This window comes from uncultured Turicimonas sp., assembly GCF_902477955.1.
Lineage (GTDB): Bacteria > Pseudomonadota > Gammaproteobacteria > Burkholderiales > Burkholderiaceae_F > Turicimonas.
Genome location: NZ_CABSJB010000002.1, coordinates 105615 through 121929, shown reverse-complemented (window position 1 = coordinate 121929; position 16315 = coordinate 105615). Strand labels below are relative to the sequence as shown.

At 45.7% G+C, this 16315-nt stretch carries 8 protein-coding genes; 4 read left to right on the top strand and 4 right to left on the bottom strand.

Translation table 11 applies throughout. The features are described 5' to 3' along the window. Positions 1-2 precede the first annotated feature (2 nt). Together ptsP and RDK53_RS01355 are read left to right on the top strand one after the other, a co-directional pair. Positions 3-1820 carry a phosphoenolpyruvate--protein phosphotransferase gene (gene ptsP, locus RDK53_RS01360; RefSeq protein WP_304703183.1) on the top strand — a complete coding sequence of 606 codons (1818 nt, stop codon included), beginning with the start codon at positions 3-5 and terminating at the stop codon, positions 1818-1820. Continuing rightward, entirely contained in the window at positions 1810-2478 is a 669-nt protein-coding gene (locus RDK53_RS01355) for a UPF0149 family protein (RefSeq protein WP_308512939.1), read from the top strand. The genes ptsP and RDK53_RS01355 overlap by 11 nt, the downstream gene beginning before the upstream one ends. Here RDK53_RS01355 and RDK53_RS01350 read toward each other — a convergent pair. From RDK53_RS01350 to RDK53_RS01340, 3 genes are read right to left on the bottom strand one after another with little or no spacing between them, the layout of a single operon-like run. Beyond that, positions 2475-3866 (bottom strand): MFS transporter, encoded by a 1392-nt coding sequence (locus tag RDK53_RS01350; RefSeq protein WP_308512938.1) that lies wholly within the window; start codon positions 3864-3866, stop codon positions 2475-2477. The two genes, RDK53_RS01355 and RDK53_RS01350, sit on opposite strands and share 4 nt — an antisense overlap. 5 nt (positions 3867-3871) lie before the next feature. Beyond that, a complete protein-coding gene (locus RDK53_RS01345) occupies positions 3872-4564 on the bottom strand; it encodes a 16S rRNA pseudouridine(516) synthase (RefSeq protein WP_308512937.1) in 693 nt (230 codons plus the stop codon). Continuing rightward, the gene (locus tag RDK53_RS01340) at positions 4554-5342 is read right to left on the bottom strand and encodes an exodeoxyribonuclease III (RefSeq protein ID WP_308512935.1); all 789 of its coding nucleotides are present in this window, start codon (positions 5340-5342) and stop codon (positions 4554-4556) included. The genes RDK53_RS01345 and RDK53_RS01340 overlap by 11 nt, the downstream gene beginning before the upstream one ends. A gap of 62 nt (positions 5343-5404) precedes the next feature. On the opposite strand from RDK53_RS01340, the gene pyrE reads away from it, so the two are divergent. Together pyrE and RDK53_RS01330 are read left to right on the top strand one after the other, a co-directional pair. Next, positions 5405-6076, top strand: coding sequence for an orotate phosphoribosyltransferase (gene pyrE / locus RDK53_RS01335; protein WP_308512934.1), 672 nt, complete (start codon positions 5405-5407; stop codon positions 6074-6076). A gap of 358 nt (positions 6077-6434) precedes the next feature. Continuing rightward, the gene (locus RDK53_RS01330; protein ID WP_308512933.1) at positions 6435-6779 is read left to right on the top strand and encodes a hypothetical protein; all 345 of its coding nucleotides are present in this window, start codon (positions 6435-6437) and stop codon (positions 6777-6779) included. A gap of 113 nt (positions 6780-6892) precedes the next feature. On the opposite strand, the gene RDK53_RS01325 is transcribed toward RDK53_RS01330, so the two are convergent. After that, entirely contained in the window at positions 6893-16042 is a 9150-nt protein-coding gene (locus tag RDK53_RS01325; RefSeq protein ID WP_308512932.1) for an autotransporter outer membrane beta-barrel domain-containing protein, read from the bottom strand. Positions 16043-16315: the final 273 nt, after the last annotated feature.

Genomic DNA, 16315 nt, shown 5'->3' with positions numbered 1-16315 from the left:
CCATGACGGAAAGCAGCGCAACAGGCAGAAAGGAACTTAGCGGAATAGGCGTATCGAGCGGACTCGGTTTCGGCAGAGCACGTGTAATGGCGATGGCTCCGCTACAGCTTCCTCAGTATTCCATCGCTCCTGACCAAATAGAATCAGAAAAAGAAAGATTGGTTAAGGCAATTGCTTCCGTTAATAAAGAAATTAACCGCATGCTCTCCAGAACGCCGAAGAGAGCCCCGAAAGAGCTGAAGTCCTTCTTGGAAATGTTCAAGATGCTCATCAATGATCAAACCATGAAAGAAGAGGTTGATCATATTATTGCCGAACGCTTGATCAATGTGGAATGGGCTTTGGCGCAGCACTTGGAAGAGGTAAAGGCGGTCTTCGAAAATATGACCGACTCTTACTTGGCAGAACGCGGTGATGATATTGAACATGCCGTCAATCGTCTGCAGGAAGAGCTTCTCGGAAAGGGCAGAAGACTGCAGGCTGAAGTAAGAACGGCCTTAGAAGAAGTCATCCTTGTTACGAACGACCTATCTTTGGCGGACGTGATTTGGCTGACTGAATATGAAGACCTTGACCTTGTAGGCATTATCACAGAGAAAGGCGGACCGACATCTCACACTGCAGTTCTGTCGCAGACATTGTTTATACCGGCAGTTGTTGGGGTTGCAGGAGCTAGAAGCCAGATTCAAGATGGGGATCAGCTCTTCGTAAACTCTAATACCGGAGAAATAATCTGTAATCCCTCGCCGGAAGAGATCCTGGAAATTACAGCTCAAGTCCAAGAGCAGGAAGAGCTTTACTCCGAGTTCTACCGTGCCCGCAGACGTGTCGCAGAAACAAAGGACCAAAAGCATAAGGTTAAGCTTCTGGCTAACATCGCCATGGTTGCCGGCTTGGATGAAGTCTTGCATCAGGGCGCTCAGGGCGTGGGGCTCTTCCGCAGTGAATATTTGTTCATGGGAAGAAACCGCCTTCCTGACGAGGAAGAACAGTACGAAAGCTACAAAGAACTTATCGAGTCGATGGGCGGCAGGCCCGTCACTATTAGAACCTTGGATGTTGGAGGAGATAAACTTCTGACCCACGAGGCGAAGGCGGCCAACCTTCCTCAGACTGCTCTAAATGAAGAGGAAGAAAATCCGGCTTTGGGTCTGAGGGCCATTCGTTTTACCTTGGCTAATCCCTCCCTTTTCTTAACTCAGATAAGAGCAATTCTCCGTGCAGCATATAAAGAAAACGTCAAGATTCTGCTTCCGATGGTAACTTCCATAGAAGAAATCATTGAGGCAAAAAGATATATCGAGACGGCAAAGGCACAGCTTGCTGCAGAAGGAAAGCTCTTCAATCCTGAAGTTCCGGTTGGAATTATGGTAGAAGTTCCGGCCGTGGCTATTCGCCCTGAGCCTTTCCTTCGAGAGGTAGATTTTGCATCATTGGGAACCAACGACTTGGTTCAATACACGTTGGCTGTAGACCGCGGAAATCCATCTGTTGCTCCGATTTACAGCGAATACCACCCGGCAGTCCTCCATTTGATTGCTAATACGGCAAAGGCGGCTCAGAAGCTTAATAAACCGCTTTCAGTGTGCGGCGAGATGGGCGGAAAGAAAAATTTGGCGCCGTTCTTTGTCGGTTTGGGATTCGAAGAACTTTCGATGGCGGCAATGCAGATTCCTTCCGTCAAAAAACAGATTAGGAAATTGACACTGGAAGAGTGCCAAAAGTTTGCTAAGAATCTGCTGAGAAAAAATACGTCTGCTGAAGTAAAGACAGCAATAAACAATTTCATGACTAAACACGAGGATAAAAATGTCAATTAAAAACGATGCCCTGACGATGGAAGAGTTCGAAGAGATGGAACGCCTGACCGAAGCAGTAGCTCAGGAAGTCGGACCGCATGACATCGACGCTTCTTTTTTGGACGGCTTTTTAACCGGATGGGCTCTTTTACCGGATGCTCCGGGACATCGTGTTTGGATTGAAGCAGTTTTTGCCAAAGACGGGAAGCCAATCGCTGAGACTGAAGATTTCAAGAAACTCAGAAAACTTCTGATGAAGAGATATAAAGAAATCAACGAACAGCTTAAGAATTCTCAGGTTATTGATCCGGTACGCTTTGAGCCGGAAACTGAAGAGCTTCTTGCCGAACCTCTGGAAGAACAGCTCAGCTACCTTAGCCCCTTCGTTAACGGTCTCTACTGTGCTATTTACGACATCCCGAATAACTTGAACTTCAATGATCTGGATTCCGTTTATCCCTTAGTAGTTGGCACTTCTAATTTGGAATCCATTTTAGGCAAACCGCAGAATGAAGCCGGTGAAGAAGTCGAAGAAACGGCAGTCACCTATGACGATTTCTACGATGCGCTTGAAGCGGTTGTGAATAACGTGGCTATCATGGCAAACGGCATGAAGGGTTATCCTCTTCCGCGGGATGTAGAAGAGAAGTTGGCCGAGGAAGAAGAGCCTGAAAGTTAGTTTGGCGGATTCTTCTTTTGCAAATAAGCAATAAGAGGAATTAGAACTAGGACTGGGAGGCCGAGCAGCGCAGTGCCGATAAAGAAATTGCTGTAGCCGACGGCTTCCACGATTACTCCCGAGAATCCTGCCAGGAATTTCGGCAGAATAAGCATGATTGAGGAGAACAGCGCATACTGAGTCGCTGAATAGGCGACGTTCGTAAGTCCGGAGAGATAAGCCACAAACGCGGCGCTGGCCAATCCACCTGCAAGGTTATCGGCACTGATGGTAAAAATCAGAAAGGTTACGTCATGGCCGACGGTGGCTAACCAAGAGAACAAAAGATTTGTTCCTGCAGATAGGACTGCACCTAAGAACAAAGTTTTAAGAACACCAATCTTAAGAACGACGGCGCCTCCTAAGAAAGCCCCCGCCAAAGTCATGATGACGCCGAAGATCTTAGAAATAGCGGCAACTTCTTCCTTTGAATATCCTAAGTCCCGATAAAAGGGATTGCTCATGACTCCCATCACAACATCGCTGATGCGGTATGTTGCAATCAGCAGAAGAATTGCAACGGCGTGCCAACGGTAGCGAATGAAGAAATCATAAAGCGGAGTAAGACAGATAACTTTCAGCCATCCGATAATTTTGGAAGCCGGAAGCGGAAGGTTAGGATGTGCTAGGCAGAATGCGTCGATGGCTGTTTTGGTTTGAGCCAGTTGTTCTGCTTTATGTTCTTTGTCGGCCTCATTAGGAGGCGGGGATAAAAGCGTTGAACAGAGGCCTACCGCCATAGAAGCTGCCATCACCGTATAAGCTACTGTCCAGCCGAACTGATCGTAGGTAAGAGCGTCGTCAGCTCTTGAAGCAAAAGCCGCAATGGCAAAAGCTCCTGCACCGGCCCAAATCATGGCTAATCGATAGCCCGTTTGATAGGAAGCGGCCAGCGCACCCTGGTATTCTTCGGCGGCACTTTCGATTCTATAGGCATCCAATGAGATGTCTTGAGTAGCGGAAGCAAAGGCCGTCAGCCCTGCAAAGATGCCTAATTGAAGCAGTTGGGTTTGCGGATTGCTGAAAGCCATTCCAAGCAGACCGATGACGATTAGAACCTGAGAAAAAGAAAGCCACGCTTTGCGCTGACCTAGTTTTGCGGTCAGGTAGGGAAGGCTGATATTGTCAACGAGAGGGGCCCACAGCCATTTGCATCCATAGGCTAGTCCAAGCCAAGACATAAAGCCGATGGTTTTTAAATCAACTCCTGCTTCTCTAAGCCAAAAGCCGAGCGTTCCTAACACCAAAAGAAGCGGAAGGCCGGCGGAAAACCCAAGCAAAAACATCCTCAGACAGACAGGCTGAAGATAAATCTTAAAGAGGGATTTCCAAGAAGCAGAATCAGACATAGAAACTAATAAATCTCTGAAGGAGCGTCAACCCAAGTCCATTCTCCGAGAGGCAAATCCTTCGGAAGATCTAATTTCCCGAATTTGATTCTTTCTAAAGCTTCAACTCGATTGGAGACAGCGGCAAGCATTCTCTTTACTTGATGGTATTTGCCTTGAAAGATTGTCAGATCCAGAACTTTTTCTGAAATTAAAGAACACTCATGGGCCTTAACAATCTCGTCGGAGTCATCGAGTTTTACGCCGGCCAGAAGCTGCTGAATCATTTTATCGGTAATCGGATGCTTTGCAGTGACTCTATACACTTTGGGCACTTTTTTCTTAGGATGAGTCAGGCGATGATTGAGCTTGCCGTCATCTGTCAGAAGGAGAAGTCCTGTTGTGTCTTCATCAAGGCGCCCGATAGGCTGCACGCCTCTAACGCGCAAAGGCGGCGGAAGAAGAGAAAGTACGCTTGGATGATGCAGAGGCTTCAAAGAGCATTCGTAATGCTGAGGCTTATTGAGAAGGATGATGGCCTTTTCAAAGAATCTCCACGGTTTGCCGTCAACCTCAAAAGTGAGATTGTCGGTATCAATCTCTTCATAAGGATCGGTAACGAGCTCGCCGTTTGCCTTAAATCTTCCGTTGGCGATGATTCCGACACATTCATGGCGAGTGCCGAAACCTTGAGAAAATAGTACTTGTTCAGCTTTCATGTTCTGGTGAAAACAAATAGTCGATGATGAGCGGAGCGTGATCCGAGAATCTTTCTTCCTTATAAATCGATGCGTTTGCAGCCGCATCGCAGATGAGGGGAGTGCCAATCTGATAGTCAATGCGCCAGCCAACGTTCTTAGCTCTGGCTTGGCCTCGGTTGCTCCACCAAGTGTACTGCTCCGGACGTTTATCTAGTTTTCTGAAGATGTCGAACCACCCTTCGTTATCAAAAAGGTTTGTCATCCAAGCTCTTTCTTCAGGAAGGAAGCCGGAATTTTTTAAATTTCCTTTCCAATTCTTGATATCGATTTCTTTGTGAGCAATATTGACGTCTCCGCAAACAAGAATTTCTTTTCCGGTTTTCTTAAGTTCACGAAGGTGAGGCAGGAATACGTCCAAGAAACGGAATTTAGCTTGCTGACGTTCATCCGAGGAACTTCCTGAAGGGAAGTAAACTGAAATCAAAATAAAATTTTTGAAGGAGAGTTCAACGTAACGGCCTTCGTTGTCAAACTCTTCAATGCCGAATCCTAAACGGACCTTGTCGGCTTTTTCTTTGCTGTACACGGCACAGCCTGAGTAGCCCTTTTTGGCAGCATAGTGTGCATAAAAGTTATAGCCCAGACAGTTCCGAATATTTTCGGATATATCAGATTCTTGAGCTTTCAGTTCTTGGATGCAAACAAAATCCGGGTTTTGTTCTTTCATCCAATTAAAAAAACCTTTTTGAGAGGCACTTCTGATGCCGTTTGTATTGATGGTGATAACTCGTAGCACTTTTACACTGGAAAAAATTCTAAAATCGTAAGATTAATCGTTTAACTTTTTACTTACCTGAAATGTCCACTCTACAGCAAAACTTTATCCAATTTTGTATTGATTCAAAAGTTCTCAGATTCGGAGAGTTTAAGACGAAAGCAGGCCGTTTGTCCCCGTACTTCTTCAATGCGGGCCTTTTTAATACCGGCTCCATGCTTCATACTTTGTCAGATTTTTACGCGAAGACTCTTATCGCCGCAATCGATACAGGGCGAGTAAAGTGCGATATGGTGTTTGGCCCTGCTTATAAAGGCATCCCTTTGGGCTGTGCCGTTGCAATCCGCATGGCCGAACTCGGCCGAGACCTTCCGTTTGCATTCAACCGAAAGGAAGCCAAGGATCACGGCGAAGGGGGCTCCATTGTCGGGGCGTCTCTTCAAGGTAACGTTGTTATTATCGATGACGTGATTTCTGCGGGAACTTCCGTTAGAGAGTCCGTTGACCTTATTCGCGCCAACGGTGCCGTCCCTTCCGGCGTTCTCATTGCGTTAGACAGAATGGAATGCGCAGGCAACGCAGAAACAGTTAAAAAACAATCTGCAGTCCAAGAAGTAGAAGAACAATACGGAATTCCCGTTTGTTCAATTGCTAGTTTGAAAGACTTGATGAGTTATCTGAAGAACTCAGAAGCTTCCGAACTTAAGCAATACGAGAAAGCCATTGAGGCCTACAGAAAGGCTTACGGCGCTTAAGACTACACAGCACTTTCCAAAACCTAACAATTGGTTAGGTTTTGGAGCGCGTATCACAGAATGTTTAGTTGAGAAGAAAGTAGGCTCCCCTGCAGAACCTAACTTTTAAATGCAGCTAAAAATCGGCCGGTCTATCCGCCCTGCGGTTTGGCAGTTCTCTCTTCTTACTAAGTGCTCTCGAGTTACTGGTAACGTGTCATGGATTAGCTCAAACATCTGGCCTGAACAACAAGATGGCGGAAGAGAAGTCTTGTCGGCAGCGAGAAAGAATCTTCGAAAGGGATGATAGGGTCGAGGTTCTTTGGAAGCTGATGCCATAAATGAAATACAACTGTCTTCCACTCAAGAGACATTTACTATGGACAAAAAAGAGAATAAAAGTTTTATAGGAGGTGTCTCTCCTAAAAAATTTTCCGAGAACACGCTAAGGAATGTGGCACTTCTCTTGAAGGTACCTTATTTTGAAAAAGATCGGAAGTGGAAATTTCAAATGGGAGATCTCTACTTTTTTGCCACAATTAAAGATGAAGATTTCATGAATAGCGTTCTTGACGGAAAGGAGAATTTTTCCACAGGAGATGTTTTGGTGGTTGATCTGTTGATCTCGCAATCCATCGAAAATAACAAAATTATTACTTCATATATTGTTCAAAAGGTTTTGGAACATAAAAAAGCGCCTAAACAATTAACCTTTCCGATGTGAGTTTTTAGCTAACTTTTTCAGCTCAAATCCCATCTAAGGACCTCATTGGAGTCTCCGGTCTAGAGCCAGAGACTCCATTCAGTCATTTTGATAGTGCGTGATAAGGCGAGTACTTAGAAGAGCAGCTTCAGGCCAACCTGTGCAGATTCGGTGTGATATCCGGACTGCCCGGCTCGGAATGATCCGCTGACCCAGCCTTTCAGGTTACGACTGAGAGAGCCTTCCGCACCGAGTCTGATTTCACCGGTGTTTTTGCCTCCGCTCATGTAAACACCTTCGGTTCCCATCTGTACACCGGCCTTCTTCGTGTTGTGCAGCCAGTTGCCTTCGACAAACGCCGTTAGCTTCGTATCTTGCTTAACCATGAATCGGGCTCCAAGACGAACCGTGGCATTATTCTTACCGAGCTGTTTAAATTTATACCCGTGGGTATCGCTGACAGAATTGTTCTTCAAGTCTGTGACGATGAGCTGAGCTTGCGGCTGAATAATGAAGTCGGTTTCTTTCTGAGTGCCTGTCTTGGCAAGTTTGAAGCTATAACCTGTTTCGACGGAGAAAGTGAATCCGTGAGAGCGGAATTTGAGCTCCGGATCTTCTCCGGTAATCCGGTTGTCATAGCGTCCGTACTGCAGCCAAGTATCAGTGTAGAAGCCGTCATCTGCATCAGCGCCGGTATAGAAGGTGCCGTAAACGCCAAGGGCGAAACCATCGATTTTTCCTTTGGAGAAGGAAGCTGCCCTTGTCTTGGATTTTCCGTAAAGACCGCCAGCATAAAAACCAGCGACAGCATTGGTTTCAGCAGAGGGTTTGAAGCGAAGAGCGTCCATACCCAGCTGAGTAACGGAGGTAGAAAGTCGAGTCTTTTCTCCTTCGGTACTGAAGCGAGAGTGAGAAGCAAGCTGACGGACCCATCCTGCAGCCTGACGGAGCTCGCCTGATTGTGGATCGACCACGTAGGCCTGACCCATTCTGTCGTGCAGGCGCATATTCATCTGTTCGGCAGCTAGTGCTAAGCCGATGTACGTACCGGCCTCAGAGCGTACGCGTCGGTTCACAGAGTTTAAGTACCAGCGTTTATTGTCCGCAGAATTCATCAAGAGATAATCATAGGCCCCGGCTTTGGCTGCCCCGTCGAGCAGGAAGCTGACATTAGAGTTGCCCTCGATGCTGACTAAGGTTATGCCTTCTTGAGTTTGAGCCCCTTTACCATCCAAGTTATTAACTCGAATGAATCCGTTCCCTGTCGCGTTTCCTTTGACGAGGAGAGTGTTTTGATGGGAGTTGGTATCTGAAGCCAAATCTGCATCAAACACTAAAGTACCTCCTTTGCCGACAAAGTCGCCGTTTACGGTCAGCTTACTTTCCGTGGTCTTCTTGGCATCAATGCCGTTAAGGTAAACGGTACCGGCATTTGTCAGGTTGTTTATCGATCCGAAAGCTTGTAAATAAGCCTCTTTTCGGACATCAAAGGAAGCGGCAAGATTTAAAGGATCTTCTGCAGTTCCGGAAATTGCTCCGCCTTGTTCGATGGTGGTTGTGCCTTCAGAAGCGTAATTAGAATGAAGCGTGAGGACACCTTTTCCTGTCTTAATGACATTGCCGGAGCCGGTAAGTTTTCTGCTACCGGCTGAACGAGTTACCAGCGCTACCTCGTTCCATCCTTCATCTGCGTCAAGGTTCAAGTGCAGAGTACCTTCATTCTTAATCTCGGAGGCTCCTAAAGCATCAAGTTTTTCCACAGCCAGATGGGAGGGGGAGTCTAGAACGATTGTTCCGGTAAATCCAGTGGAGGATTTTGAGAACTTTATATCGGACTTAGCCAGATTGATCGAACCGTCTCCATGGAAAGTGTTGGAGACGGAGGAGCCGTCAGCAATGTCCTTGAAGGTTAGGTTGCCTTGTTCTTCCAGAGTAACGTCCGAAGAACCCAAAGATTGAGAGGATAGAGCGAGGACGGAAGCATCGTTGGCGATTTCCACATTTCCTGTGAGTCCGGCATTAGAGTGAGAGACCTGTAAAGTCTCAGATTCGACTTTAAGGGTGCCGGTTCCTGTCAGGGCATTATGTCCGTTGGAAAGTCCACCTTTAGCCAGAGTCAAAACAGCATTCTTATCCACGAATACAGAGCTTTGTCCGGCGAATTGGTTGAGTTTTCCGATAGTTTGAGTTGTTCCGGCGGCTTGTTCATATGAAGAACCGGCATCCAGGATGAGTTCACTTGTCTTGCCAAGAGCGCTATCTGTCGCAGCTACAAGCTTCATGCCTTGAGTAACGGTTGTTGTACCTGTGTAAGCATTGGCACTATTTTGCAGCCGAATAATATTTCCTTCTTGTTGGCCTTTTGCAATGACAAGGTTGCCGCTTGAACCGGCTTCGTCTTTGATCCATGCAGAGAAAGTATCTCCACCGGCTAATCGTCCCGGTGTTAAGGTCAGAGTCTTACCTCCTTTAATTTCTACGCCGACAAGACCGTAACCGACGTAAATACCTGCCTTTTCTGCGGATTGTTCAGAGGTAAAGGCTGAGAGACTGAAGTTATAGTGTCCTGTCCCTATTTGGTTTTGATCTTCCTGATCACCAGAATAAAGCTTGTGTGTGCTGTCCTCGATTTGGCGTGCATTTCCGCTTTCATCAAAGAATTCGCTGACCAGTTTGTTTTTGTCAAGGTCGCCTACAACGAGTGATGTGTTCTTCCAAGTATCTTCATTGTAGAGTCCGACAATTTTTGCATGAAGAACGCCATTTAGGGTACCTTCGTCTTGGTCAAGTAAAGAGAAGTCTTTAATGGCCTCGTAGTAACTGTCTTGAGAGTTGACGGCACTTTCGGATAGGCCAACTTGGATTTTGCCTGTGCCGGAGAGCTTTAACTCATGCGTGCCTGTTTTGTCCCCGGATTCGAGATAGCCGCTGATATTCAATAAGGTCTTGGCATCTGCTTTGCCCGGAGTGACGATAGCATTCGAAGCATCCAATGTTCCTCCGTTAAAGCTCAGACCACCGATTTTGTAGGGAGTATCGCTTGAGGGGACTTGGATTAGGGCTTTTCCGTTTTTATCTAAGACAAGTGAGCCTCGGGTCAGGGCTGCTTGGGCATTTGCCGTGAGATCGACAAAAGCATTTTCAACATGGATGTCACCGTAGAATTGTTCTCCCATCGTTTGAGCGACATCAGTTGTAAACATTATTCGATGGGCAGTATTTCCTGCTCCAATAGCAATCGTTCCACCGCCGGAGATGACATTCTTTAATTCCCATTCTTCGTCATACTTCAAGAGAAGGGAGGATCCTTTCTCAACATTCGCACTGACGTTGGTTGCATTAGCAAAGCCGGTAAGTTCAGCGAAAGAAAGTGTAGAACCATTGTTTATTTTATAACTTCCTTGGAACCCGTCGCTGTGAGTAATTGTGAGGTCAGAGCCTGAAGTGACTTGGACATTGCCATTAGTGGAAGTCAAAACATTGTCAAAGTTTCCATTTAAACCTTTCAAGGTCAGGAGAGATTCCTCCGCAATTTCAATAGCCATTGACCCGACAGAATCGGTCTTCGTCAAAATAACTTCAGCCTTAGTTTGCTTAACTTCAGCCTTAGTTTGCTGAGAACCAATCTCTAATTTCCCTTTTAGGTCTTTATTAGAACTTTCGATTCTGAGAGCTCCTTCATCCACAAGAATGTTGCCGTTGCCTCCAAGGGTACCCTGAATCCATGAAGAAGTTCCTTCACTCCAATTGCCGATGCTTCCCCCTGCGTTAACCAGATGTAGGCTAGAGGAGGAAGCTTTTGTTAAGTTCCAATTCCCTGTTCCGGAAATTCTATTGGCGTACGTCTGCTCGTCAATATTGATAGTGCCAGAGTTTTCGATATCAGAGACGTGACTACCCTGGGTTCCTAAGCCCTCTGCATTTTGTAAAGTCAAAGAGCTGTCAGAATTAACCTTTAGTTTCCCTTTAAATTCAGTAGCTCCTTTAGCGGCATTGAAGATTAGATTATCCGTAATAATAATTGTGCCTTCACCGAGGATACCCGCCGAAAAATCATCACCTTGGGCACCAATGCCTTTTTTAAAGGTTACGGTCTTTTCTTCTTGTACATCCAATAAAGTGAGGATTGAAGTAACGAAGGCACCGATTTTTTCATCTTTTGTATCTGAGTAGTCGATGTCGAAGGTTCCCTCAACACCTTTAGCCAGCTCAAGTTTCTTTTCTGCAGTAACCACGGAATAAGTGAACTGTGGATTGGAAGTTGAGGTGTCTTTAGGACCACTAACTAACGTGGTATACGCAGTTTCATCCAAATCAAGAAGTTTTGACCATTCATCATTTATATTTGCAGTAAATCCGTCGAGGCTAATCTGGTCGTCAATGGCTCCTAATTTATTGACTTGCAGACTGCCGGCGGCTTTTTGATTGACTAAGTCAACTTCTCCTAACTTCAACACTGAGCCGGAGGACATTTCAAGTTGGGAGAGTTTCCTCTCTCCTATTACCAGTGCGGAAGAATTGCTTTCCAGCTTTAACGTGGCGTTTTGTAATGCCGTCACATTTTGCTTTTGCTTATCAGAAAGTTCTATGTGTGCCTGCTGAAGCACGAGGGTTCCCGAAAACTCTCCTTGTTTTTCATTAAAAGTAAAAATGTTGGCTTCACTGTCTTGTGCTTGATAAACGATGCTTCCTGTTCCTTCGAAGATGTTAGAAGAGCTCCAGGAATCAGTGCCTTGGTATTGAACCGTGCTGTTCTGACCCAGCTCAATGGTAGAACTTCCGAGTGAGGATACCTCCCCAAGCGTCAGGGAAGTGTATTTCAAAGAAACAGGTGCCTTGAATTGATCGTTAGAAGAGGAGAGGGTGACATCTAGCACCGAGCCATCTTTTCCTTCAAAATTAAGGCTATTACCACCTTTCAAGGTTCCCTCAACTGTAGAGTCTCCTCTAATCGTCAGGTCAGTGGCTGCATTCATTACAACTGTGCTGGAGCTAGCAGTATTGAGACTTCCGATGGTATGAGAACCATCTTTGAGAGTAAGTGTGGAAGCGTCTTCAAGCGAAACTTCGGATGCAAACAATTCACTTTTCTGACCAAGGGCTCCAGCCACGGCTGTCAAAGAAGAGTCTGCGGTAAGGATCAGCGTACTGTCAAAGTTATTGGTGCGATTATCAAAGTTGAGTTCTCCGTGAATTTCGACTTTGCTGTCGCTTCCCTTGCTGCTGGTTAACTTCGCCGACAAAGTGGAATCGTTACCTTTTTCGACAGGTCCTAAAACCAAGGTCTGGTCCTTATTGACGTTGACGGTTGTAAGTTTGTAGCCTAATCCAAAACCTTCAGAGGTGCCGAAGAGAGGAGAATCGGAGGCATCGGCAGTAAGACCCCACGAGTAGGTCAACTCAGCAGTCCCATCTTTATAGTCGAATGTTTGTGAGCCTAGGTCTAGGTCATTTCCGTCGGCATCGACTAATTTGATATTGGCCAAACTTCCAGTGACATTGCCGAATCCAAAGTAAAGTCTTACAGGGCCGTTGTCTTGATCTAAGAGAGGCAAATCCAAAGCGGCATCGCCTTTGCCTACCTTACCGCTGAGGTTAACTTTTATTTTTCCTTGAGGGGAATTCGAAAAGTCAAATCCTTTGGAGGCGGTAATGGTGTTGGAAATTTCTTTGGCACCCAGGTAGCTTGGTACAGAGGAAAAATCCAGTGTGGCACCGGCTAGAAAGCTGACTTTTCCTGTAGTTTTAAATGCTTCCTTGACAATAGCTGCTGTGGATTGATTATCGAGCTTAAGTGAAGCATTTCCCATTGCGGTCGCATTTTGACCGTCAAGTGAAATACCGACGTTGTTGAGAGCAAGAGTGCCGGTAAAAGTACCGGAATTGTTCTGAGATCCGAATTTAAAACTATCTTGATTTGTCCCGGAGTTAACGAGGCTCAGAGTTCCACTGCCTGAGAGCTTCTTATTTTCAAAAGACGCACTGTCTTTCTCTTGATCGTTTGAATAATAGACCGTGAGAGAAGAGGTGCCGTTTAAAGCGATATTTCCTGAGCCCACTCTCTTCCAACCGTAGTCGCTCTCCTTGTCAGTAGAAACTGTGGCATTTTCAAGGGTTAGACCGCCAGTAAAGGTCGGGGTTAAATCAACGTACTTTCCAGCCAAAGTCAGGGATCCGCCATTTACCAGAAGGGAACCCTCACCTTGGAAAGTATTGTTATTGTTCGAGGTTCCATCCGGAGACTCAAAAATAACCTTTGAGTTGGCGACAAATGTAACAGCACTTGTTCCCAGACTGTCGGCTTTATTAAGCGTTAAGGTTGATGCAGTCAGATTGGTAGGACCGGAGAAGGTGCCACTAGACAAAATTTTAAATTTAGTATTTTCAATGCGTAGATTTCCTGCTCCACTGACAATTCCGATTTGGCCTGCATCAGTAGATCCCGTAAGTTTTAGAGAATTATCTTTCTCTATAACCAGTGAGGTTTTGTCGTCAGCCCCATTGATATTCTTTATCGTCTGAGAAGTAGTCGGTTTATCTTCTTTGGAATCAATGCGTTTGGAAACGGTAAGAGTAGCCGCACTTCCAAGCACTACACTTTCGGTATTTCCGAGAGCTTCGGTAGCGACTAGGGAAAGTTTTCCGGATGCTCCGACTTCCGTCTTACCAGAGAAAGAATTTTGATAGTTCTCTCCTCCGATGAAGACAGTATTTGAAGCAGGAATATAAATTCCTCCTATGCCCGTTAGCTCCATCTCTGCGGTGTAGGAATCCGTAGAGATGTCTGTTTGATCTTCGGTCAGCCCATTCAGAACCACTTGGTCCAAGAGCTCGAGTTTCATAAGACGCGAACCTAAGGCAAGACCACCGGCTTCGGCACTGGTTCCGGCACTGGTTCCGGATAGATTGGTGACGCTTACAATATCTCCGGCTGAAGCTACTTCTTCGTAGTACTTGCCGTTTTCAAAATAGTAAAGTCGTTTAGGATCGAGTTCGTTGTTGTCTTTGCCTTTGCCTATGAAGACATCAACCCCTTCTTTCACACGCTTATCTGATACAAAATTCTTAACATCTTCATCAAGCAGTGGGGTCAAAGAAAAAATATGGCCCTTAAAGTTCTCTACGCGTCCGTCTGTATCTTTAACCTCATAGAGTTCCCCGACGCTCAGATAAGGGAGGAGAGAATAGGTGGCATTTGCAACAGCTACTGACCTTCCGTTTCTATCTTGTTGAATAACGGCTGATAACTTGATGTCTTCTTCTGAGGTTTGAGTTTGGACCTTTTTCAGGAAAGCGATTTTGTCTGTGATTAAGTTTTGGTGTTTGGCATCTTCGTACCAGTTCTTGTCGTCGTCAACCCAAACATAAGTTTCGGAGGGAGAATAAATTTCTGTTCCTCCTTGGAATACTTGGAGCAGCGGAAGCGGTACGGCAGCATTCGAATATGACGGGGCAGGCTGTCCGACAGTGACCGTCAGTTCTTTGTCCTTATCTTTCGAATATCTTCCGCCGGATGCATAAGAAAGGCGGTATTCAAGGATACGAGACCAGTTTAGATTGAGGGCACGAACGGGTGTGTTGTCAAGAATTTTCCCATCAGAATCGGTGTGGTAGCCTGAAGAAATTGCCAAGAAGGTACTTGATCCTCCGACATTATCTTGGGCGAGAAGGGAAAATAACGTGTCCTTCGCGACAGCATATGAATTTCCATCTTTTACTTCTTTTTCAAAGACAGGAACAGTCGTATTCAAATGCTTGCCGTCACCATTAATTTCAGTGACATCGCCTAAATTCACGACAACATTGGTCCAGTAATTGTGTTTTCCGTGTGTGATATCACTTTGGTCTTCGTTCAAGCGTGTCAACGTTGAGTGGAAACCAGCGGAGGTCCGGATGTATGACTTTGAAAGGCTATGACCAAAAGTGACGGGAATAGGTTTAGCATCGGTATAGCTATCCGCTAAAAGCTTTTCTCCAGAAGAGTCAAATACCTTACCAAAGTACACCGTATCGGCATAAATCGATGAGGCTCGGTTAGCCCCGTTTATGTAAACGGTACCTCTTCTCAGGTTGACAAGCTTAGAATCAACAAAAGATATATATCCCTGGGGGTAATTATCTGTTGTTTTGATAAGGCCACCGGAGCTTGCGTAGACGGCGGAAGTTCCCTCTAGCACAGCCTGGTTAAGGTAGACGCTGTTGTGGTCTTCGGTCAGACCTTTGTTAAAGGCTCTTAGCACTTGATCGGCATTGAAACCGTCACTAGAAATGTTTGAACCATAGACAAACTTGTGGTAAGAGCCGTCGAACATTACATTATCTAAAAAACTTAAGCCTCCGGAAACATTGCCTAAGATCTTGGTGTTGTCTATGACTACAGCATTATTTTGTGCAGAAGCGTAGCCGAGGCCCCCGTACACATTGGTACCTTCGCTCTTTTCCCCATCAACACCAATAATAGAGTTTTGAATCAAGACTAAATTGTTTCGGCTGTCTGCCCCAACGGATGTCGAGCCATTTACTGCAGTGCCGTCTTGAGCTCTACCTCCCACAATGCCGAATTTGCGGGCGATCCCGTCTGTATTAACATTTTTTAAAAAGACAATATTGTGATCCGCCTGAAGGGCATCTCCTCCGAAAATGGAGGGATTCAAGTAAAACTCTCTGTCTACAGGTTTGATTGAAGCAGTGCCTCCCTCTGCTTGCTGGTCATAAACACCGATAAGATTAATTTGCTTTTGAGAATTTTCTGCGCCTTCTATTACAACTAGGTTATACGAGGCTTGAGTAATAGGCTTGACATTATTGTCGCCGGTGAGCTCTCTCCAGCTAACTCCTTTGCCTCCTTTGATTCTCTTGAAGTTCAAAGTATTGTTCTGTAGATTAATAAGAACAGAATTATTATTGGATTTTACGAAATCGCTGTCTTTAGGCGTAGCTGTGTTACTTACAGCTCTTCCGGCAAAGTCATTATTTGCCCCGAAAACGTCCGAAACATACAGGGTATAAGGTTCTTTGCCCGGTTCGAGTGTAAGGGAAAGAGTCCTTTGGCTAAAGTATTGGCTTAAAAGCTTACGTTGGTCTTCAGTTGGAGTTTGACGCTTAAGGCCATCTGTACCATCCTTTGTTCCATTTTTATTGTCTCCGTCATAGTAAGCACCGAAAATCGAGAATCTTTTTGACTCTTCTTCTCCAGCCATATTGCTTCCAGTGGCAGTAATGACGAGTTGGGAATTATTGTACGTAGGTTCGCTCAAAGAGCTGTAATCAGCATTACCGCTCAAAGTGCTCCATTTCGGATCCGTGAGAAACAATGCCCATCTTTCAGTGGAGAAATCCGGGAGTCTTTTATACTTCTTTTTTGTTATTTGTTTAGGTATGGGCGTTAGCGCTGTACCCCCCCTCCTCCGTATATGACGTGGCAGAAATTGTTAGGACGTCGTCTGCTGGGAAGGCAACGTTTGAGTCGGCGGAGTACCCATCAGATGGTATTCCAAGAGGAAGGGCGACGAGCGCGCTGGCTATGGCAGCGACGAGCTTATTTCTGCCGCTTTTCG